22 protein-coding genes are annotated in these 19032 nt (G+C 70.9%); 16 read left to right on the top strand and 6 right to left on the bottom strand.

Annotation, left to right across the window (positions count from 1 at the left end; all coding sequences use genetic code 11):
* Positions 1-25: 25 nt before the first annotated feature.
* Both ACH34Q_RS43220 and ACH34Q_RS43215 read left to right on the top strand, forming a co-directional pair.
* Positions 26-631 carry a TetR/AcrR family transcriptional regulator gene (locus ACH34Q_RS43220; RefSeq protein ID WP_395989044.1) on the top strand — a complete coding sequence of 202 codons (606 nt, stop codon included), beginning with the start codon at positions 26-28 and terminating at the stop codon, positions 629-631.
* Positions 628-1770 (top strand): PQQ-binding-like beta-propeller repeat protein, encoded by a 1143-nt coding sequence (locus tag ACH34Q_RS43215; protein WP_395989043.1) that lies wholly within the window; start codon positions 628-630, stop codon positions 1768-1770. Before ACH34Q_RS43220 ends, ACH34Q_RS43215 begins: the two co-directional genes overlap by 4 nt.
* Positions 1771-1874: 104 nt before the next feature.
* Here ACH34Q_RS43215 and ACH34Q_RS43210 read toward each other — a convergent pair whose 3' ends face one another.
* Positions 1875-2282, bottom strand: a complete 408-nt coding sequence (locus tag ACH34Q_RS43210; protein WP_395989042.1) for a nuclear transport factor 2 family protein — start codon at positions 2280-2282, stop codon at positions 1875-1877.
* A gap of 62 nt (positions 2283-2344) precedes the next feature.
* Between ACH34Q_RS43210 and ACH34Q_RS43205 the strand changes: the two genes are divergently transcribed.
* From ACH34Q_RS43205 to ACH34Q_RS43190, 4 genes are all read left to right on the top strand, one after another.
* Complete coding sequence (locus tag ACH34Q_RS43205; protein ID WP_395989041.1) at positions 2345-2911, top strand: TetR/AcrR family transcriptional regulator; 567 nt, start codon at positions 2345-2347, stop codon at positions 2909-2911.
* Positions 2912-3272: 361 nt separating this feature from the next.
* Positions 3273-3479, top strand: a complete 207-nt coding sequence (locus tag ACH34Q_RS43200; RefSeq protein ID WP_395989040.1) for a heavy-metal-associated domain-containing protein — start codon at positions 3273-3275, stop codon at positions 3477-3479.
* Between the two features lies 1 nt (position 3480).
* A complete protein-coding gene (locus ACH34Q_RS43195) occupies positions 3481-4431 on the top strand; it encodes a hypothetical protein (RefSeq protein WP_395989039.1) in 951 nt (316 codons plus the stop codon).
* Between the two features lie 27 nt (positions 4432-4458).
* Positions 4459-6768, top strand: a complete 2310-nt coding sequence (locus ACH34Q_RS43190) for a heavy metal translocating P-type ATPase (protein ID WP_395989038.1) — start codon at positions 4459-4461, stop codon at positions 6766-6768.
* 55 nt (positions 6769-6823) lie between these two features.
* Here the strand turns inward: ACH34Q_RS43190 and ACH34Q_RS43185 are convergent, their stop codons facing one another.
* Together ACH34Q_RS43185 and ACH34Q_RS43180 are read right to left on the bottom strand one after the other, a co-directional pair.
* Positions 6824-7063 carry a hypothetical protein gene (locus ACH34Q_RS43185; RefSeq protein WP_395989037.1) on the bottom strand — a complete coding sequence of 80 codons (240 nt, stop codon included), beginning with the start codon at positions 7061-7063 and terminating at the stop codon, positions 6824-6826.
* A gap of 108 nt (positions 7064-7171) precedes the next feature.
* Positions 7172-7585: a MarR family winged helix-turn-helix transcriptional regulator gene (locus tag ACH34Q_RS43180; RefSeq protein ID WP_395989036.1), complete on the bottom strand. Its 414-nt coding sequence runs from the start codon at positions 7583-7585 to the stop codon at positions 7172-7174.
* A 98-nt stretch (positions 7586-7683) separates the two neighbouring features.
* Here ACH34Q_RS43180 and ACH34Q_RS43175 point away from each other — a divergent pair, with 98 nt between their 5' ends.
* Together ACH34Q_RS43175 and ACH34Q_RS43170 are read left to right on the top strand one after the other, a co-directional pair.
* On the top strand, positions 7684-8064 hold the full coding sequence (locus ACH34Q_RS43175; RefSeq protein ID WP_395989035.1) for a RidA family protein: 381 nt from the start codon (positions 7684-7686) through the stop codon (positions 8062-8064).
* 86 nt (positions 8065-8150) lie between these two features.
* Complete coding sequence (locus tag ACH34Q_RS43170) at positions 8151-9230, top strand: alkene reductase (protein ID WP_395989034.1); 1080 nt, start codon at positions 8151-8153, stop codon at positions 9228-9230.
* Here ACH34Q_RS43170 and ACH34Q_RS43165 read toward each other — a convergent pair whose 3' ends face one another.
* A complete protein-coding gene (locus ACH34Q_RS43165; RefSeq protein ID WP_395989033.1) occupies positions 9231-9839 on the bottom strand; it encodes a TenA family protein in 609 nt (202 codons plus the stop codon).
* 461 nt (positions 9840-10300) lie between these two features.
* Here ACH34Q_RS43165 and ACH34Q_RS43160 point away from each other — a divergent pair, with 461 nt between their 5' ends.
* The 3 genes from ACH34Q_RS43160 to ACH34Q_RS43150 all read left to right on the top strand — a co-directional run bounded on the left by ACH34Q_RS43160 (position 10301) and on the right by ACH34Q_RS43150 (position 13141).
* Positions 10301-10756, top strand: a complete 456-nt coding sequence (locus tag ACH34Q_RS43160) for an ATP-binding protein (protein WP_395989032.1) — start codon at positions 10301-10303, stop codon at positions 10754-10756.
* Positions 10757-10936: 180 nt separating this feature from the next.
* The gene (locus ACH34Q_RS43155) at positions 10937-11503 is read left to right on the top strand and encodes an NADPH-dependent FMN reductase (protein WP_395989031.1); all 567 of its coding nucleotides are present in this window, start codon (positions 10937-10939) and stop codon (positions 11501-11503) included.
* Between the two features lie 54 nt (positions 11504-11557).
* Positions 11558-13141 (top strand): DHA2 family efflux MFS transporter permease subunit, encoded by a 1584-nt coding sequence (locus tag ACH34Q_RS43150; RefSeq protein ID WP_395989030.1) that lies wholly within the window; start codon positions 11558-11560, stop codon positions 13139-13141.
* Here ACH34Q_RS43150 and ACH34Q_RS43145 read toward each other — a convergent pair.
* A complete protein-coding gene (locus ACH34Q_RS43145; RefSeq protein WP_395989029.1) occupies positions 13042-13494 on the bottom strand; it encodes a winged helix-turn-helix transcriptional regulator in 453 nt (150 codons plus the stop codon). The genes ACH34Q_RS43150 and ACH34Q_RS43145 overlap by 100 nt on opposite strands.
* Before the next feature lie 135 nt (positions 13495-13629).
* Here ACH34Q_RS43145 and ACH34Q_RS43140 point away from each other — a divergent pair, with 135 nt between their 5' ends.
* Together ACH34Q_RS43140 and ACH34Q_RS43135 are read left to right on the top strand one after the other, a co-directional pair.
* A complete protein-coding gene (locus ACH34Q_RS43140) occupies positions 13630-15072 on the top strand; it encodes an MFS transporter (RefSeq protein WP_395989028.1) in 1443 nt (480 codons plus the stop codon).
* Complete coding sequence (locus ACH34Q_RS43135; RefSeq protein WP_395989027.1) at positions 15069-15548, top strand: pyridoxamine 5'-phosphate oxidase family protein; 480 nt, start codon at positions 15069-15071, stop codon at positions 15546-15548. Before ACH34Q_RS43140 ends, ACH34Q_RS43135 begins: the two co-directional genes overlap by 4 nt.
* Here the strand turns inward: ACH34Q_RS43135 and ACH34Q_RS43130 are convergent.
* Positions 15545-16003: an Lrp/AsnC family transcriptional regulator gene (locus ACH34Q_RS43130; protein WP_395989025.1), complete on the bottom strand. Its 459-nt coding sequence runs from the start codon at positions 16001-16003 to the stop codon at positions 15545-15547. The genes ACH34Q_RS43135 and ACH34Q_RS43130 overlap by 4 nt on opposite strands.
* 80 nt (positions 16004-16083) lie before the next feature.
* Between ACH34Q_RS43130 and ACH34Q_RS43125 the strand changes: the two genes are divergently transcribed.
* The 3 genes from ACH34Q_RS43125 to ACH34Q_RS43115 are packed head-to-tail and all read left to right on the top strand — an operon-like array spanning position 16084 to position 19029.
* Entirely contained in the window at positions 16084-17319 is a 1236-nt protein-coding gene (locus tag ACH34Q_RS43125; protein ID WP_395989024.1) for an APC family permease, read from the top strand.
* A gap of 59 nt (positions 17320-17378) precedes the next feature.
* Positions 17379-18287 carry an ATP-binding cassette domain-containing protein gene (locus tag ACH34Q_RS43120; protein WP_395989023.1) on the top strand — a complete coding sequence of 303 codons (909 nt, stop codon included), beginning with the start codon at positions 17379-17381 and terminating at the stop codon, positions 18285-18287.
* Between the two features lies 1 nt (position 18288).
* Positions 18289-19029 (top strand): ABC transporter permease, encoded by a 741-nt coding sequence (locus tag ACH34Q_RS43115; RefSeq protein WP_395989021.1) that lies wholly within the window; start codon positions 18289-18291, stop codon positions 19027-19029.
* Positions 19030-19032: the final 3 nt, after the last annotated feature.

The raw sequence follows: 19032 nt of genomic DNA, 5'->3' as shown, positions 1-19032 counted from the left end.
TGGCACCGTGTCTATAGTCAGTCAGGTGACCAACTCACCCAAGCCCCGAGCCCGGGGAGCCGACAAGCGGCGGCGCTTGATGGCCGCGGCCGCGCAGGTCCTGCATCGGCAGGGCGTGGAGCGCACCACCATCGCCGACATCGCCCAGGCCGCCGACGTCCCCGTCGGGAACGTGTACTACTACTTCAAGACCAAGGACGAGCTGGTCCAGGCCGCACTGGCCGAGCACGCCGGCGGCCTCGCCGAATTCACCGGCGAACTCGACAAGCTCCCCGACCCCCTCGACCGCCTCAAGGCCATGGTCGGCGCGTGGGTTGGGCAGCGCGAGACCGCAGCCCGCTACGGCTGCCCCACCGGTTCCCTGGCGGTCGAACTCGACAAGCGGGACGACGGAGGCCTCGACCTGGAGGTCGGCAAGGTCATCCGGTTGCTGCTGGATTGGGTGGAACGCCAGTTCCGCGAGCTGGGCCTGCCCGACCCCGACGACCTCGCGATCACGTTCGTCGGGGCGTACCAGGGCATGTCACTGCTGGCCAACGCGCTGCGCGACCCGGAAATCATGACCCGCGAGGGGAACCGCCTCACTCGCTGGCTCGACGACCTGCCGAGCGCACGGGAGGACGGCGGATGACGAAGCCGCAGGTGCGATGGCGGTTCGATGCGGGCACGGCTCTGACACTGGGCCCGGTGGCCGCCGGTGACATGGTGCTGGTCACGGACGCCGAGGGCGTGCTGTACGCGCTGGACGCCGCGTCCGGGAACGAACTCTGGCGTCATCGGCACGATGAGGCGGCGGCCGGAATCGTCGCGACCGAACGGTGCGTGTTCGTGGACAGCGGTGGCGACCTGTGGCCGCACGACCGGCTGACCGGGCGGATCGCGGACGAGGCGTTCGGCGATGTCGGCGGGAGGCCGGTCCAGGCGGCGGGCGAGTTCCTGCTGTTCCAGGACGGTTCGGTGCTGGGCGCGGCGGATCTGGCGACCGCGTCCCTGCTCTTCAGTACCGGCAAGGAGGTGCTCCACGCGCCGGTGGCCGTGGCCGGCGACGTGATCGTCGCCGCGGACGTATGGGAGGGCAACTCCGCCGCCGGCGGGCTGCACGGCTTCGACGCCTCCACCGGGCGAACCATCTGGTCGGTGGAATCCGGTGCCGATGAGGACGACCCGTTCTCGATTCCCCCGTTCCATCCGGTCATCGCGCACGGCCTGGCATGGGTGACGGCCGGCAGGCCCTCCTCGTGGGAGGACGAGGAGGAATGGTGCCGCTGCGAGCTGGTGGGATACCGGCCGGACTCCGGTGAGATCGCGTTCTCCCAGGTGGTTGGGCCTGCCCGGATGGGTGTCCCGTGCTGTGCCGTGGCCGCGATGGGAGACCTGGTGTTCGTCGTGACGGCTCAGGCCGGCGGGGCCGGGGAGTACATCACCGCGTTCGAGGCCGATGAGCCCGTCGAACGGGTCGAACTCCACGCGGTCGACGTCACCCGGTCGGAAGTGGTGTGGACGCGCCCGATCAGCGGCTTGCCGGTGGGGGCGCCGGTCGTCTCGGACGGGCTCGTCCACACCCTCACTCGGGACGGGTCCGTGCTCGCCTGCGACGCCATGACCGGGGCGGACGCCTGGACGTTCACGGCGGACGAGCCGCCCGGGGAGTCGGTCGAGCGCGAGTGGGGCGAAGGCGTCACCGAGGAACCGCCTCGCCTCCTGCCCGGGGACGGCGTCCTCTTCGTGCAGACGGCCACCACCCTGCTCGCCGTCGATTCCTCAGGCTGAGAAACGCCCGCACGGTGGGAACCGGAAGCTCGGCGACCCGTCAGCAGGAGCGGTGCGCCTGCCTCGATCAGGCGGGTGGTACCTGGTTCCGGGGGTCGCCGGGGTCAGGAGGCTGCCGGGGTCAGGGCCTCGTGCCAGCGGGCGGTGTCGGTGTACTGGTGCAGCCAGGAGATCCGCCCGTCGGCGACCCGCCACAGGTGGACGAACTCCGCCTCGTACGCGCGGCCGGTCGCACGGGCCGTACCGCGATAGTGCCCGGTCACGACGACGGTGTCGTCGGTGGTCCGCTGCCAGGTCTCGTCGTACGGGGCGGTGTCGAAGTCGGCGAAGACCGCGCCCCAGACGCGGATGAGTGACTCCTGCGGGCCTCGGAAGGCGCCGCCGGCTCCGCAGGGCATACCGGGAGCGGTACGGGCCTCGAAGTCCGGATGGAGCAGCGCCAGGATCGCGGCGCCGTCGGCGGCTTGGGCGGCGGTGTAGAAGCCTTGGACGACCTCGGACGCGGTACGCATGGCCCCTCCTATTAGCGAACCTATTCTAGAATGTACCCACTAATACCAGTGGAAGGTTCTCGATGGGAAGACCCGCCAAGTTCACGCAGGGCCAGGTGCTCGATGCCGCGCTGGAGATCGCCGCCGAGAGCGGGCCCGGTGCCGCGACGATGACCGCGATCGCCGGCCGGCTCGGCGCTCCGACCGGCTCCATCTACCACCGGTTCGGCTCCCGGGACCTGCTGATCGCCACCTTGTGGCTGCGCGCCGTACGGGGATTCCAGCAGGGGTTCGTGGCGGCTCTGGAGGCCGGAGACGGCGAGACAGCCGCGCTGCATACGCCGCGCTGGTGCCGCTCGCGTCCCGCTGAGGCGGCGATGCTGCTCCTGCGCCGTCGCGAGGACGTGGCCGTACGGTGGCCCGACGAGCTCGGCGAGGACCTGGACGACGCCAATGCCCGAGTGTCGACCTCGTTGGACGCCTTCGCCGAGGCACATCGCGTCGACCGCGAACGGCTGGTCTTCGCCGTGGTGGACGTCCCCTACGGTGCCGTCCGGCGTCATTTGCTGGACCGGCGGCCGCCACCAGCCCTCGTCGACGAGCTGATCCTGTCCTCTTATCGGGCGGTGCTGCCCGCTCTCGGGCCCTGACGGACGCCGGGTTCCAGCGCGTTCTGGGTGTCGCGTACGGGCTTTCCACACCCCTGTGGAAAGCTGTGGAAAACCCTGTGGGCGACGGCGCTGGACGCCGGGTGTTCGACACTTTCGCTGGACGGAAGTGCATATAACCGGACAAAAGTCTATGAAGATCGTCCACGGCCACTCTGCGGTGCATGTGGATAACTTCTCGGCAACGAACGCCCGGAACCGCTCGCGGAGGGCGTTCGCCACGGGGTGTGATCGGCGTCGCGAAATAACCCCTAGGGGGTAGGGGTTGCAGCGTTCGCGACCTTGTGCCAGCATGAAGGCGTCGGATACCCCCCAGGGGTAAAGATCACCCAGAGGAGCGAACATGAGCACCGCCACCTACACCGTCGCCGGGATGACCTGCGGGCACTGCGTCAACTCCGTCAAGGAGGAGGTCGGCCAGGTCACGGGGGTGTCCGCCGTGGACGTGGACCTCGCGACCGGCCAGGTGACCGTGACCAGCGCGGCCCCTCTCGACGACGCCCAGGTCCGGGCCGCCGTCGAAGAGGCCGGATACGAACTGAAGGCATGAGATGAACACCGCGACCAAGCTGGGCGGGTTCGCCCTGGGCCTGGCCGCCGTCTTCGGTAGCGCCGTGGGTGTCGGCAACATCGCCGGCCCCACCGGCGCCACCGCCCAGGCGGAGCAGGGCCACGGCCACGGCGGCGATACCGGAAAGCAGGAGGCGGCCAAGGAGGCGCCGATTCCAGGTGGCCTTCAGGTCTCCCAGGACGGCTACACACTCAGCCCCGAGACCACTGTGGTGAAGAAGGGCAAGAAGACCGACTTCCGGTTCACCGTGAACGGGCCGGACGGCAAGCCGGTCACCAGGTACCAGCCGCTGCACGGCAAGAAGCTGCACCTGATCGTGGCGCGGCGCGACCTGTCCGGCTTCCAGCACCTGCACCCGACCGAGGCCGGTGGCGGGGTCTGGACGGTCCCGCTGACGCTGCCCGAGGCGGGCGCCTACCGGTTCTACACCGACGTCCAGCCGAACGACACGAAGGAACAGCTCACGCTGGGGACGGACGTCACGGCCCCCGGCGACTACGACCCCGAGCCGCTGCCGAAGCCCGTACAGGTCGCGAAGGTCGACGGGTACGAGGTCCGGCTGGACGGGGCGCTCGTGCCGGGCAAGTCGAGCAAGCTGACCCTGTCGGTGAGCAAGGACGGCAAGCCGGTCACGGATCTGGAGCCGTACCTCGAGGCGTACGGGCACCTGGTCGCCCTGCGCGATCGGGACATGGCCTACCTGCACGTTCACCCGGATGGAGAGCCGGGCGACGGCAAGACCAAGCCGGGCCCCGGGGTCACCTTCTTCGCCGAGGTGCCCAGCTCGGGTGCGTACCGCCTCTACCTGGACTTCCAGCATGAGGGCAAGGTCCGTACGGCCGAGTTCACCGCGACCGCGGGGACGGGCACCGTTCCCGCACCGGCCGAGCCGGGCGCCGAGCCCGGGCACGACGACGACCACGACCACTGACCTGCGGCACTGACGGAGGAGGAAGCGATGAGCACGGACGCCACGTCCGAGCGGATCGAGCTGGCTATCGGCGGGATGACGTGCGCTTCGTGCGCGGCCCGGGTCGAGAAGCGGCTGAACAAGCTCGAAGGTGTGACCGCGACGGTCAACTACGCGACCGAGAAGGCGCGGGTCGAGTACCCCGAGGGAATCGCCCTCGAGGAACTGATCGCGCAGGTCGAGAAGGCCGGCTACACCGCCGAGCCCCCCGCGCCGCCCGAGAGCGAGAGCGGCGGGGACGGCGCGACCGCCGAGGACGACGGGCTGACATCGCTGCGGCAGCGGCTGATCACCTCGATCGTGCTGGCCGTACCGGTGATCGCGATGGCGATGGTCCCGGCCTGGCAGTTCGAGTCGTGGCAGTGGCTGTCGCTGACGCTGGCGGCGCCGGTGGTGGTGTACGCGGGGTGGCCGTTCCACAAGGCCGCCTGGACCAACCTGCGGCACGGCGCCGCGACCATGGACACGCTGGTGTCGGTGGGCACGCTGGCCGCGTTCGGCTGGTCGCTGTGGGCGCTGTTCTTCGGTACGGCCGGCGAGCCGGGAATGAAGCACGGGTTCGAGTTCTCGATGACCCGGACCGACGGTTCGATGAACATCTACCTGGAGGCCGCCGCCGGAGTGATCGCGTTCATCCTGGCCGGACGGTACTTCGAGCAGCGCTCCAAGCGCCGGGCCGGGGCCGCGCTGCGGTCCCTGCTGGAGCTGGGCGCCAAGGAGGTGTCGGTCCTTCGGGACGGCCGCGAGGAGCGGATCGCGGTCGAGGACCTGGCGGCCGGCGATGTGTTCATCGTCCGTCCCGGCGAGAAGATCGCCACCGACGGGGTCGTCGAGGAGGGCTCGTCCGCGGTCGACGCCTCGCTGCTGACCGGCGAGTCGGTCCCGGTGGAGGTCGCCCCGGGCGACACCGTCACCGGTGCCACCGTGAACGCCGGCGGGCGGCTGCTGATCCGCGCCACGCGGGTCGGGTCCGACACCCAGCTGGCGCAGATGGCGCGGCTGGTGGAGGACGCCCAGAACGGCAAGGCCAAGGTGCAGCGGCTGGCCGACCGGATCTCCGGGATCTTCGTCCCGATCGTGATCGCGATCGCCGTCGGCACGCTGGGCTTCTGGATCGGAACCGGCAACGGCCTGGCCGCCGCGTTCACCGCCGCGGTCGCGGTACTGATCATCGCCTGCCCGTGCGCGCTGGGGCTGGCCACGCCGACCGCGCTCATGGTCGGTACGGGGCGCGGCGCCCAGCTGGGCATCCTGATCAAGGGCCCGGAGGTGCTGGAGTCCACGCACGCCATCGACACCGTCGTGCTGGACAAGACCGGTACCGTCACCACCGGCAAGATGGCCATGATCGACGTCATCACCGCCGAGGGCGTGGACGCCGCCGAGGTGCTGAAGCTGGCCGGGGCACTGGAGAACGCCTCCGAGCACCCGATCGCCCAGGCCATCGCGGCCGGAGCGGTCGAGCGGGCCGGTGAGCTGGGCACGGTCGAGGACTTCGCCAATGTCGAGGGGCTCGGCGTCCAGGGTCTGGTGGACGGGCGCGGCGTGCTGGTCGGCCGTCCGCAGCTGCTGGCCGAGTGGTCGCAGCACCTGACGCCCGAGCTGGAACGGGCCATGACCGACGCCCAGGCCCGCGGCCACACCGCGGTCGCGGTCGGGGTGGACGGCGAGGCCAAGGCCGTGATCACGGTCGCCGACCAGGTCAAGCCGACCTCGGCCGAGGCGATCGCCCGGCTGCGCAAGCTGGGCCTGCGGCCCGTGCTGCTCACCGGCGACAGCGAGGCGGTGGCCCGCACGGTCGCCGACTCGGTCGGGATCGAGGAGGTCATCGCCGAGGTCCTGCCCGCCGGCAAGGTCGAGGTGATCAAGCGGCTGCAGGACGAGGGCCGTACGGTCGCGATGGTCGGCGACGGCGTCAACGACGCCGCCGCGCTCGCCCAGGCCGATCTGGGCCTGGCGATGGGCACCGGTACCGACGTGGCGATCGAGGCCTCCGACCTGACCCTGGTCAGCGGTGACCTGCGGGCCGCGGCCGACGCCATCCGGCTGTCGCGCCGCACGCTCCGTACGATCAAGGGCAACCTGTTCTGGGCCTTCGCCTACAACGTCGGTGCCCTGCCGCTGGCCGCGACCGGCCTGCTCAACCCCATGATCGCCGGAGGGGCGATGGCCTTCTCCTCGGTCTTCGTCGTCGGCAACAGCCTGCGCCTGCGCCGCTTCAAGCCGCTCACCGCGGCCGGCGCCGGCGCGGCTCCCGCCCCGGTGAAGCCGAAGGAGGCCGTACCGGCAACCCGCTGATCCTCCGTCCCGTCAACGGCGTCCCGCGCGCGAGCGTGGGGCGCCGTTTCGGCGATCAGGTGTCGGAGCATTCCAGCGTCCGGCCCAGAAAGCGGGGCCAGGTGGCGGGGCAGGGGTCGCTGCGGCCCGCTCCGGTCTCGGAACGGGTCGTGCCCGGCTCGCCGCGTTCCGGCTCCCAGCCGCTCACCGCGCGCAGCACCGCTTCGGGGCCGCGGCTCGTTCCGGTGAGCCCGGCCAGGAGCATGAGCGCGGCCAGTAACACCGGCCACAGCAGTCGCACGCGCGTCGTCACCACGGAGGGACTCTATCCCCGAAGTCGTAGCCAATTCATCACATTGGGTAATGAACTGAAAAACAAGATCGCTCGGCCCGCCCGGCCGCCCGGTCCCCGGCAGAACGGGGGTCAGCCGCGCAGGGAGGCGATGGCCGGACCGAGGCGTTCGTCGGCGGCGGCGGCGTCGAGGGCCTCGGTGAGGGTGGCCTCGTACGTGGCGCGGGCCTTCGCCTGGACGGCCCGCCCCTCCTCGGTGATCACCGTGTAGACGCCGCGGCGGTCCTTGGGGCAGTGCGTGCGCTCGGTGAGGCCGTCCACCGCCAGCCGCGCCACCAGCCGGCTGACCGAGCTCTGGTCGAGGCCGATGAGATCGGCCAGTTCCTGCATCCGCAGCTCGCCGTCCTCGGCCTCCGCGAGCCGGCAGAGCGCCCAGTACGCGGACAGGCCGATGCCGTGCCGCCGCTGCATCACCGGGGCCAGTTCGTGGACGACCCGCGCGTGCAGCGTCACGATCTGTCCCCAGACCTCCGTGTCCGTCGCCATAACGCCCTCCCTGGTTGACAGCAGACTATATGCACTGCCAACATCTGCATGCACCTACAAATAATGCAGGTACATACATCCACTTTCAGGAGGCGACCATGCGCCGCATCGCGACCACCCCCGACTGGTACGAGCCGTACCGGATCTCCCAGGCGATCGAGGCCAACGGCGTGATCTACGTGTCCGGCCAGGCCGGGATCGACGAGCAGGGCCGGACCGTCTCGGCCGACTTCCTCGAGCAGGGCCGGCAGGCGTTCGCGAACGTACGGCGCGTCCTGGCCGAGGCGGGCGCTGGGCTGGACGACGTCGTCAAGGTCGGGATCTTCGTCACCGACATGGCCGCGCATCTCGACGGCGTCATCCGGTTGCGCGGGGAGTTCCTGAGCGAGCCCTACCCGGCCGACACGCTCCTGGAGGTCAAGGGCCTGGCCCAGCCCGACTGGCTGATCGAGGTCGAAGTGACCGCCCTCGCCCGCTGATCACCGTCCCTCCGCGACAGGCGCCGCCCATGCCGTGCGACGCCGCCTCGCCCGCCGGTCATCGCCCGTCCCAGAAAGGCACCGCCATGCCGAACGCCGACAGCCCGCTCCTGCGCCCGTACGAGAGTGACCACCTGAAGCTGCCCAACCGGATCGTGATGGCGCCCATGACGCGCGGCAGAGCCGACGACGTCACCGCCGTACCGAACCCGCTGACCAGCGAGTACTACGCCCAGCGCGCCAGTGCCGGCCTGATCGTCACCGAGGGGATCTGGACCACCGAACTCGGCAAGGGCGGCCCCGGCATCCCCGGCCTGGTCACCGATGAGCAGGCGGAGGGCTGGCGTGCGGTGACCGGGGCCGTGCACGCCGCCGGCGGACGGGTCTTCGCCCAGCTCTGGCATGTCGGGCGCATGACGCACCCGGTCACGCTGGGCGGCCGGCTCCCGGTGGCGCCCTCGCCGGTACGGATCTCGTCCGAGCAGATCTTCACCCGCGACGGCATGGTCGACCACGTCACGCCGCGAGCCCTGACGACCGCCGAGGCCGAGGAGACGATCGCCGCGTTCGCCACCGCCGCCCGCAACGCGATCAGGGCCGGGTTCGACGGGGTCGAGATCCACGGCGCGAACGGCTACCTGATCCAGCAGTTCCTGGCCGACGGCACCAACCGCCGTACCGACCGGTTCGGCGACCTGCCGCGCTTCGCGATCGAGGTCGTCGAGGCCGTGGCGGCCGAGGTCGGCCCGGAACGCACGGGCCTGCGGATCTCCCCCGGCAACCCCGAGAACGAGATCGCCGAGTCGGACCCGAGGTCCACGTACCGGACCCTCGTCCAGACCCTGGCCCCGCTCGGCCTCGCCTACCTGCACGTGCTCGAACGCGGCGCGTACGAGGCGCTGGCCGACCTGCGGCCGCTCTGGCCCGGCGCCCTGATCGCCAACTTCAACGGCCCGGAGCCCAGCTCGCAGCGCGCGGGCGAGGAGGTCCTGTCGGCGGGCCTGGCGGACCTCTTCTCGTACGGCCGGCTGTTCATCTCCAACCCCGACCTGCCCGCCCGCTTCGCCTCCGGCGCCTCGCTCAGCCCAAGCGTCCTGCACCAGGTGTACGGCGGCGGAGCCGAGGGCTACACCGACTACCCCAGCCTCCAGACGGCAGGCCGCTGATCAGAGCGGGACGGTCCAGAAGGCGACCTCGTGGCGCATGCCTTCTAGGAAGAGCCGCTCGGCCGTCGCGCGGTCCGGGGCCGCCTCGTCGATCATCTGGGCGATCCGGCGGGTCAGCTCGGCGAAGGCGGGATCGGAGTAGGTGTCGACCCAGCGCCGGTAGCGCGGTTCGGTGGGCGGGTTCTCGGCGAGCCGCGCGCCGAGCGTCGAATACCCCCACATGCAGGGGTAGAGCGCGGCCAGGCCCTCGCCGTACGAGGCGGCGCTGTCGAGCAGGAAGCGGGTGTACGCGGCGCACGCGGGACCCTTCACGGCCTTGTCGAAATCGGCGCCGAACTCGGCCGACAGCGACCGGTGCAGCGCCATCTCCTCGTGGTACGTCGCGTGCGCGAGGTCGACGAGGTCGCCCAGATGCGCCGCCGGGGCCTGCCAGGCCAGCCGGGAGAAGACGCGCACGTAGTCGAGCAGGTAGAGGTAGTCCTGTTCCAGCCAGGAGCGGAAGACCGCCTCGTCCAGATCGCCGCGGGCGATGCCGGCCACGGTCGGATGCTTCAGCTGCTCCTCGACCAGCGGCAGGCCGAGCTTCTCCAGATGCGCCGCGAGACTCATGCCCGGAAGTCTGCCATCGCGCGGAAGGCGATCAGCGCGCGGAAGGCGATCTTGCACGGGGAAGACGACCAGACCCCGCCAGGCGCTGGGCCTGACGGGGTCGTGGTCTGTACCGATGTGTGGGGTCGCCTCTCGGCGAGATGCACAACGCGGCTCCAGCCGAACGGTATTCCGCGAAGGCTATAGGTGAGGCCCGGGGACACCCAAGCACACCGGCCATCTCATGTAACCACGTCCCGGGGCCCGTTGTTCCCGCGACCCTCCGCCCGGACGGATCCGATCCTGGATGTTCGTTGGGATTGCGAACTTTGTCCAGATCCCAAATTTCCGCCCGCACCTTGTCGCGTGCGGCGATTGTGCGCGCTCACCTGGCACTTCATCCTGCTTACCGGAGGGAGTGAGCCGATGACGCGACGTGATAGCCGGTTCCGCACACCGCCGGTCACCGGGAGGTCGGAGGCGTGAGAACGCTGGGGACGATCAGCCTGCCGGGCGTCACCCGCTCGGCTCCCGAGGCCCGCGCGTTCGTCCGGCTGATGGCGGGCACGCATCTCGGCCTGGAACGCGACGTGCTGGGCGACATCGAGCTCTGCGTGGACGAGCTGATCGCGAACGCGTGCGAGCACACCGCCTCGGGCCGCGACGGGAAGGTCGCGGTCGTCCTCGAAGTGGGGCGAGAGACGGGGCGCGAGGTGCTCCGGCTCAAGGTGATCGATGACGGCGGCGCGAACGGCAAGCCGCACGTCGCCGAGGGGTGCGGCGAGGACGGCCGGGGACTCCGGCTGGTGGAGGCCCTGTCGCTCGGCTGGGGCGTCGACCAGGCATGGAACGGCACCGAGGTGTGGGCGGACTTCCCCGCACGCCCCCGAGCACTGGAACGATGCGAGCCCTCATGGCAGCTCGCCGCGGAAGGCTGATCGCGAATCCCGTGAAGTAGCCGGGATCCGAGCCCCCTCCTGAGATTCGACTTGACATCAACCTTTGTTGAGGTTCGAGGCTGGTGCGCAGCCGGTCATCGATGCCGGTCACGTGACGGATGCCCGCCGGTGGCGGAATTTCTAACGTTGCCGTCAAGCGATCGACAAGGGAGCAAGGACATGAACGAGAACCATCTGCGCGTGGCCGTCATCGTCGGCAGCACCCGGAACGGGCGGTTCGCGCCGACCGTGGCGGACTGGTTCGTCGAGCAGGCCGCGCAGCACGACGGCGTCCGGCCGGACGTCATCGACCTCGTCGCCTTCGACGTGCCGTCGAGCCTGGGCGCGGACGCGGACCTCGCCGCCGCCACGGAGACGCTGGACCGGGCCGACGCGTTCGTCGTCATCACGCCCGAGTACAACCACAGCTTCCCCGGCACGCTGAAGAACTTCATCGACTGCCACTTCACGCAGTGGCAGGCCAAGCCCGTCGCGTTCGTCTCGTACGGCGGGATGGCCGGCGGCCAGCGGGCGGTGGAGCACCTGCGGCCGGTCTTCGCCGAGCTGCACGCGGTGACCGTCCGCGACACGGTCAGCTTCCACAACCCCTGGGGCCAGTTCGGCGAGGACGGCCGGCACCTGGACCCCGCGGCCGCCAACTCCGCGGCCAAGACCATGCTCGACCAGCTCAGCTGGTGGGGGCAGGCGCTGCGGGCCGCCCGCACGGTGCGCCCGTACGGCATCTGACACACCCGCGGCGCAGGCGCCCCTGGCCGCAGGCTCCCTCTAAGGAGAAAGACCATGAAGGCAGAGGAGACCGGTACCCCGCCCGCTCGGAGTGCCATGACGATCGCTCTGGTGCTCGTGCTGGGCGGGATCATGGCCACACTCGACATGACCGTGGTGAACGTCGCCCTGGCCAGCCTGGCCGGTGACTTCGACGCCCCGCTGGCGACGATCCAGTGGGTGGCCACGGGGTACTCGCTCGCGCTGGGCGCGGTCATCCCCGTCTCGGCCTGGGCGATCGGCCGGTTCGGTGCCAAGCGGCTGTACCTGTCGGCGATCGCGCTGTTCGCGGCGGGCTCGCTGCTGGCCGGGCTGGCCTGGAACATCGAGACGCTGATCGCGTTCCGGGTGCTGCAGGGCCTGGCGGGCGGGCTGATCATGCCGGTCGGCATGACGATCCTGATCCGCGCCGCCGAACCCGACCGGCTGGGCCGGCTGATGAGCACGCTGGGCCTGGCCATCCTGGTCGGCCCGCTGGCGGGGCCGGTGCTGGGCGGCTGGCTGATCGACGCGGTCTCGTGGCGGTGGATGTTCTTCATCAACCTGCCGATCGGGGCCCTGGTGCTGGTGCTGGCGTCCCGGATGTTCCCGGCCGACGCCGCCCGGAGCCCCAAGCGGCTGGACGTGCCGGGCATGCTGATGCTCTCGCCCGGCCTGGCCGCCCTGATCTACGGCGTGACCGCCGGTGGGGAGCGCGGCGAGTTCGGCTCGGCCGCGGTGCTGGTCCCGATCCTGGGTGGCCTCGCGCTGATCGCGGCTTTCGTCGGACGGGCGCTGACCGTCCGCGATCCGCTGCTGGACCTGCGGCCGTTCCGGGACCGCTCGTTCGCCGCCGCGACCGGCACGATGGCGCTGTTCGCGACCGGCTACTTCGGCTCGATGCTGCTGCTGCCGCTGTACTTCCAGGTGGTGCGGGGCGAGACCGCGACGATGGCGGGCGTCCTCGGCATCCCGATGGCGCTGGCGTCCGGGACGATGATGCAGTTCGCCGGCTGGCTGGCCGACAAGTTCACTCCCGGACGTACCGTGCCGGTGAGCATCACGATCGGCGCCTCCGGGTTCGGGCTGTTCGCGTACCAGCTGAGCGCGGACGGCTCGTACTGGGGCCTGGCCGGCGCGCTGCTGCTGATGGGCGCGGGCGGCGGCTCGACGATGATGCCGCTGATGACGGCCGCGACCCGGCGGATGTCCAAGGACCAGGCACCGGCGGCCAGCACGACCATCAACCTGATCAACACCACGATGGGCGCGGTGGGCATGGCGATCGCGTCGGTCCTGCTGTCGGGGGCGATGGCCTCGCGCGTCCCGCTGGCGGCCGAGGGCGGTCTCCAGGCGCTGCAGCGGCTCAGCGCGGACGCCCGCGCCGCGATCGCTCCCGGACTGGCCGAGGCGTTCCAGCACACCTACGTGTGGGCCGTCGCGCTGATGGCGCTGTCCCTGCTCCCGGCCCTGTTGCTGCCGCGCCGCGACAAGCCGGCGGCGCCGGAGCCGGAGCCCGTTCAGCCGGAGCGCGCCGGAGCCCCTGCCCCGGTGGCCTCCACGCCGGTGGCCTCAGCGCCGGTGTCCGAGCCGGTCTCGGCCGCGACGCGGACGTCGTAGTCGGTACGGGCCGCCGCGATCTGGGGCTGGTGCTCCTCGGTCCAGGTGACCAGGGCCTTGATGGTGGAGTGCAGGCTCGCGCCGAGCGGGGTGAGCTCGTAGTCCACCCGCGGCGGCACCACCGGATGGACCGTCCGCTTCACCAGCCCGTCGCGCTCGAGGTGGCGCAGCGTACGGGAGAGCATGCGCTGGGAGATCCCGTCGATCTCCCGGCGCAGCTCCGTGAAGCGAAGGCGGCGCTGGTCGAGCAGCGCGATGACCAGCAGCGACCACTTGTCGGCGACCCGGTCGAGGATCTGCCGGACCTCGCAGTCCTCCCGGACGTCCCAGTTCTTGACATCGAACCCGGCCACGGTATCCCCGCGGTTACCGGGTGACTCGAATGTTCCGTCTTCCATGCTCACCGATGGTGCCCCATGATGCAGTCAGTTACAAGAAGGAACTGACAGGCCCATACGGAACCGGTGGGCCGAGAGGAGACGCCCCCGATGTCCACATCCCCCTCCCCGCCCGGCGGCCTGGCCCGGATGGACGGGCGCGCCCGGGGCGTCCTGCTCGTCCTGTGCGGTGCGATCTTCCTGGAGGGCATCGACATCGCCATGCTGAACGTGGCGCTGCCGTCCATCCGGGCCGACCTCGGGCTGTCCACCGGGATGCTCAGCGGGGTGGTGAGCGCCTACGTGCTCGGCTACGGCGGCTTCATGCTGCTCGGCGGACGCGCCGCCGACCTGCTGGGACGGCGCCGGATGTTCCTGTTCTGGCTGACGGTCTTCCTGGTCTTCTCGGGCCTGGGCGGCTTCGCCACCGAGGGCTGGATGCTGCTGACCGCGCGGTTCATCACCGGCGTGGCCGCCGCGTTCATGACCCCCGCCGGACTGTCGCTGATCACCACCGGCTTCGCCGCGGGCGCGCAGCGCGAGAAGGCACTGATCATCTACGGTGCCACCGGCGCGGCCGGCTTCACCCTCGGCCTGGTCATCGGCGGCCTGCTGACCGCGATCAACTGGCGGCTGGTCTTCTTCGCCCCGGTCGTGCTGGCGCTGCTGATCCTGCTGGCCGCGATCCCGCTGATCAAGGACGGCGGCGTTCCGGAACGTTCCGCGCGGAGCTTCGACCTCGCCGGGACGATCAGCGTCACCGGCGCGATGCTGCTGCTGGTCTACGGCGTCGTACGGCTGGAGCACCCTGACCGGGGCCCGCTCCTGACGGCCGCCGCGTTCACCGCCGGGCTCGCCCTCCTCGCGGCCTTCGTGGTCATCGAGCGCCGATCGTCCGCGCCGCTGGTCCGGCTCGGCGTGCTGCGTTCGGGCGGGCTCGTACGGGCGAACGCCGGTGCCTTCATGCTGACCGCGGGCTTCTTCGGGTTCCAGTTCCTCGCCACCCTCTACCTGCAGGAACTGCGCGGCTGGACGACCGTGCAGACCGGCCTGGCGCTGCTGGTCCTGGGCATCGACGTGATCGTGGCCCCGACCGTCACCCCGCGCCTGGTCCAGCGGTACGGGACGAGCCGGGTGATCTTCGGTGGCTTCGCCCTGGCCGCGGCCGGCTACCTCCTCTTCCTTCCGATCGGCCAGGACACCGTCTACGCGGCGATGTTCCCGACCATGCTGCTGATCGGGCTGTCGTTCGCGCTGGCGTACGGCCCGATCACGATCGCCGCCACCGACGGGATCGCCGAGCACGAGCAGGGCCTGGCCGGCGGCCTGCTCAACACGGCGTTCCAGTTCGGCGCCGCGTTCGGGATCTCCGCCGTGACGGCCGTCAAGGTCGCCGCGCCCGGCGACGGCTACGACTCCATCCGGACGGCACTGCTCGTCCCGGTCGTCGCCTCCACCCTCGGCGCGCTCGCCATCGCGTCCGGCTTCCGTACGCGCCGTACGAGCAAGACCCCCACCGAGACCACGCCGGAACTGACGGGAGCACTCCGATGACCACGAAGGTCCAGGACTTCACCGAGATCCGCGCCGCGTTCGAGTCCTATGTCGGCAGCATCAACTACGCGACGATGACGACCGTGGACCCCAAGGGCCGTCCGCGCGCACGCGTCCTGATCCCGGTCTGGGAGATCGAGGACGGCCGCCCGCTGGGATGGCTCGCCACGTACAAGACCCCGGTGAAGGCGGCGCATCTGGCCGCCAACCCGCACACCACGTTCTCCTACTGGAACCCGCGCCAGAACGCGGTGTCCGTCGACACCGTCGCCGAATGGACCGATGAGCCCGACATCAAGCGCCACGTGTGGGACCTGTACGTCAAGGGCTCCCCACCCGGCGCCGGGTACGATCCCGGCTCCTTCTGGAAGGGCCCGGACGATCCGAAGTTCCAGGTGCTGCGCCTGAAACCGTGGCGCGTCCAGGTCATCCGCGGCACCGACCTCGACAGCCGCATCTGGCAAGACTCGCCCTAGCCCTCCAGCCGCGAGGGGGCGGTGTTGTGCACGTGCTGGAAGATCACCGAGGTGCGGAAGCCGGCGATCTCCTTGCGCTTGCTGAGCCGGTCGAGCAGGAAGGCGTGCAGATGGTCGAGGTCCTGGACGGCCACGTGCAGGACGAGATCGTCGCCGCCCGCCACCACGAACACGCTGAGCACCTCCGGCATCGTGGACACGTCGTCCTTGAACGTGTTGATCACCGTCCGGTTCAGCGGCCTGATCTGGAGCGAGACCAGGCCCTGGACGCCGCGGTTGAGGTCGGCGAGGTTGATGTCGGCGTGGTAGCCGCGGATGACGCCGCGCCGGGACAGGGCGCGGACCCGTTCCAGGCAGGTGGACGGCGCCACGCCGAGCTGCCGGGCCAGTTCGCGGTTGGACTGCCGGGCATCCGTTTGGAGAAGCCGCACGATCTCCGTATCTAGTTCGTCCATGAGCGGATTATCGCGCCGGTTCTGATCAAACGGTCGATCGGGAGCGGTCCCCGGCGTACGAATGCCTAGCTTTCGTACGTATGACCGTCACGACCTCGAAACCGACCGTTCCCGAGCACCGGCTGGGCCTGGGCCAGGGGACGGCGCTGTTCACCGGCGCCGTCCTCGGGCCCGGCGTGCTGGCCCTTCCCCATCTGGCCGCCGCGGCCGCCGGACCGGCCGCGATCGTGGCGTGGGCGGCGCTGCTGGCCCTGAGCGTCCCGGTCGCGCTCACGTTCGCCGCGCTCGGCGCGCGCTTCCCGGACGGCGGCGGCGTCGCCACGTTCGCGGCGCGCGCGTTCGGGCCGCGCGTCTCGGCGGCGGTGGGCTGGTGGTTCTACGCGGCCGTCCCGCTCGGGGTGCTGGCGGGCGCGCTCATCGGCGGGGACTACGTCGCCGACGCCCTGGGCCTCGGCCGGTACGGCGCCGCCGCCATCGCCTTCGCGCTGCTGGCAGGCGGTTTCGCGGCCAACCACCACGGGCTGCGCCTGTCGGGGCGGATCCAGCTGGTCCTGGTCGGCGGGCTGACGGTCCTGCTGGTCGTCGCGATCACCGCCGCCGCGCCGCACGTCCAGACGGCGAGCTTCACGCCCTTCGCCCCGCAGGGCGGCCTCGGTGTCGTCCACGCGGCGGGCGTGCTGTTCTTCGCGTTCGCCGGCTGGGAGGCCGCCAGCCATCTGTCCGCCGAGTTCGCCGACCCCCGGCGCCTGCTGCCCAGGGCGACGGTCCTCACCCTGCTGATCGTCGGAACGCTCTACCTCGCGCTGGCCGTCACCGTCACCGGCGTGCTCGGCGACCGCGCCGCCACCTCTCCCGTACCGCTCGCCCTGCTCATGGAGACGGGTTTCGGCCCCGCGGCCCGCGCGGTCACCGCCGTCGCGGCCCTCGTGCTGAGCTTCGTCGCGATCAACACCTACATCGCCGGCGGCTCGCGCCTGGGCGCCGCCATGGGACGGGACGGGGCGCTTCCGGCATGGTTCGCGACCCAGCGGCGCAGCCTGCTGCTCCTGGCCACCCTGACCGCGCTGCTGTGGGCCTCTGTCGTCGTCACCGGTCTCGGCCTGGACGCGCTGATGCGCGCCACCGCCGCCTGCCTCGCCGCCGTCACGGTCGTTGGCGTCGCCTCCGCCGTACGGCTGCTGCCCCAGCGCGCGCTCGCCCGTACGGCCACCGCGTTCACCGGCGCCGTCCTGCTGTCCTGCGGCGCCTTCCTGCTCCTCCCGGTGGCGCTCGGTGCGGCCGCCGTGGTCGTACGGCGCCATCAACCGATCGGCTGATGCGATGACGAGCGCCTCGGGCGATGTGCCGGAACCCCGCCCGAAGTGATCATCGATGCATGCCGATCATCGAAGTCAACGGCCTGACCAAGGCCTACGGGGGCCGCCCCGTCGTGGACGGGGTCGCGTTCGCGGTCGAGGAGGGCGAGATCTTCGGAATCCTCGGCCCGAACGGCGCGGGGAAGACGACCACCGTCGAATGCGTGGAAGGGCTCCGCGTCCCCGACACCGGCACCGTCCGCGTCGCCGGCCTCGACCCCATCGCCGATCGCGACAAGGTCACCCACATCCTCGGCGTGCAGCTCCAGGAGAGCGAACTCCAGGAGAAGCTGACCGTACGGGAGGCCCTGGAGCTCTACAGCGCCTTCTACCCCGACCCGGTCGACTGGCGGGAACTGGTCGCACGTCTCGGCCTGGAGGAGAAGCTCACCACCCGCTTCGGCAAGCTGTCCGGCGGCCAGAAGCAGCGCCTCTTCATCGCCCTCGCGCTCATCGGCAAGCCCAAGGTCGTCGTCCTGGACGAGCTGACCACCGGCCTGGACCCGCGCGCCCGCCGCGACACCTGGCGGCTGATCGAGGAGGTCCGCGACTCCGGTGTCACCGTCCTGCTCGTCACCCATTTCATGGAGGAGGCCCAGCGGCTCTGCGACCGGCTCGCGGTGTTCAAGGAGGGCCGCGTCGCCGCCCTCGACACCCCCGCCGGGCTGATCCGCCGCAGCGCGGGCGGCGGCACCGTGATCTCGTTCGACCCGTCCCGGCCGCTGGACGACGGCGAGCTGGCCGAACTGCCCGAGGCGGCCACGATCGAGCGCCGGAACGGCCGCCTCACCATCCACGGCACCGACACCACCGTCAACGCGGTCATCTCGCTGCTCGCCCGCCACCAGATCACCGCCCACCAGCTGCGGGTCACCGACTCCACGCTGGACGACGCCTTCCTCGAACTCACCGAAGCACGGGAGAACTGACGTGTCCGCGTCCACCGCCGTCCTCAAGGCAGAACTCCGCCTCTTCGGCCGCGAGCCGTTCAGCCTGTTCTGGATCGTGGCCTTCCCCGCGATCCTGCTCGTCATCTTCGGCCTGATCCCCTCGTTCCGGGAGCCGTCCGCCGATCTCGGCGGGAAGCGGGTGCTCGACCTGTACGTCCCGGTCAACGTGCTGCTCGCCATGATCATGTCCGGGCTCCAGGCGCTGCCGCCCGTGCTGTCCGGCTACCGCGAGCGCGGCATCCTGCGCCGCATGTCCACCACCCCGGTACGGCCCCACGCGCTGCTGGCCGCGCAGATCGTCCTGCACTTCGCCGCCGCCCTGGGCTCGGCGCTGCTGGTCATCGCCATCGGCCGGCTCGCCTTCGACGTGGCACTGCCCGGCCACCTGCCCGGTTACCTGCTGGCGCTGCTCCTCGGCGCCCTCAGCGCGCTCGCGCTGGGTGCGGCGATCGCCGCGGTGGCCCCGACCGTCAAGGCCACCACCGTGGTCGGCACGATCGTCTTCTTCCCGATGATGTTCGTCGCGGGCGTCTGGGTGCCCGTCCAGGCCATGCCCGACACGCTGCGGCACATCGTCGAGTTCTTCCCGTTCGGTGCCGCCTCCCAGGCCCTCGCCCAGGCGGCCGACGGCGGCTGGCCCGACTGGACGCATCTCGGCGTCACCGCGGTCTGGTCCGTACTCCTGATCGCGGCCGCCGCGCGCTGGTTCCGCTGGCAATGACGC

Source organism: Actinomadura sp. 9N407, assembly GCF_044326315.1.
In the GTDB taxonomy this organism is placed as follows: Bacteria; Actinomycetota; Actinomycetes; order Streptosporangiales; family Streptosporangiaceae; genus Spirillospora.
The sequence above is the reverse complement of the archived record's forward strand: the minus strand, read 5'-3'. Positions and strand labels throughout refer to the sequence as shown.

Bases quoted from the DNA above. Each gene is read 5' to 3' on its own strand.
- ACH34Q_RS43210 (WP_395989042.1), bottom strand. From the start codon at position 2,282: ATGCGTACCGCGTCCGAGGTCGTCCAAGGCTTCTACACCGCCGCCCAA.
- ACH34Q_RS43195 (WP_395989039.1), top strand. From the start codon at position 3,481: ATGAACACCGCGACCAAGCTGGGCGGGTTCGCCCTGGGCCTGGCCGCC.
- ACH34Q_RS43140 (WP_395989028.1), top strand. From the start codon at position 13,630: ATGTCCACATCCCCCTCCCCGCCCGGCGGCCTGGCCCGGATGGACGGG.
- ACH34Q_RS43165 (WP_395989033.1), bottom strand. From the start codon at position 9,839: ATGAGTCTCGCGGCGCATCTGGAGAAGCTCGGCCTGCCGCTGGTCGAG.
- ACH34Q_RS43170 (WP_395989034.1), top strand. From the start codon at position 8,151: ATGCCGAACGCCGACAGCCCGCTCCTGCGCCCGTACGAGAGTGACCAC.
- ACH34Q_RS43205 (WP_395989041.1), top strand. From the start codon at position 2,345: ATGGGAAGACCCGCCAAGTTCACGCAGGGCCAGGTGCTCGATGCCGCG.
- ACH34Q_RS43125 (WP_395989024.1), top strand. From the start codon at position 16,084: ATGACCGTCACGACCTCGAAACCGACCGTTCCCGAGCACCGGCTGGGC.
- ACH34Q_RS43215 (WP_395989043.1), top strand. From the start codon at position 628: ATGACGAAGCCGCAGGTGCGATGGCGGTTCGATGCGGGCACGGCTCTG.
- ACH34Q_RS43180 (WP_395989036.1), bottom strand. From the start codon at position 7,585: ATGGCGACGGACACGGAGGTCTGGGGACAGATCGTGACGCTGCACGCG.
- ACH34Q_RS43200 (WP_395989040.1), top strand. From the start codon at position 3,273: ATGAGCACCGCCACCTACACCGTCGCCGGGATGACCTGCGGGCACTGC.
- ACH34Q_RS43190 (WP_395989038.1), top strand. From the start codon at position 4,459: ATGAGCACGGACGCCACGTCCGAGCGGATCGAGCTGGCTATCGGCGGG.
- ACH34Q_RS43120 (WP_395989023.1), top strand. From the start codon at position 17,379: ATGCCGATCATCGAAGTCAACGGCCTGACCAAGGCCTACGGGGGCCGC.
- ACH34Q_RS43150 (WP_395989030.1), top strand. From the start codon at position 11,558: ATGAAGGCAGAGGAGACCGGTACCCCGCCCGCTCGGAGTGCCATGACG.
- ACH34Q_RS43135 (WP_395989027.1), top strand. From the start codon at position 15,069: ATGACCACGAAGGTCCAGGACTTCACCGAGATCCGCGCCGCGTTCGAG.
- ACH34Q_RS43155 (WP_395989031.1), top strand. From the start codon at position 10,937: ATGAACGAGAACCATCTGCGCGTGGCCGTCATCGTCGGCAGCACCCGG.
- ACH34Q_RS43130 (WP_395989025.1), bottom strand. From the start codon at position 16,003: ATGGACGAACTAGATACGGAGATCGTGCGGCTTCTCCAAACGGATGCC.
- ACH34Q_RS43175 (WP_395989035.1), top strand. From the start codon at position 7,684: ATGCGCCGCATCGCGACCACCCCCGACTGGTACGAGCCGTACCGGATC.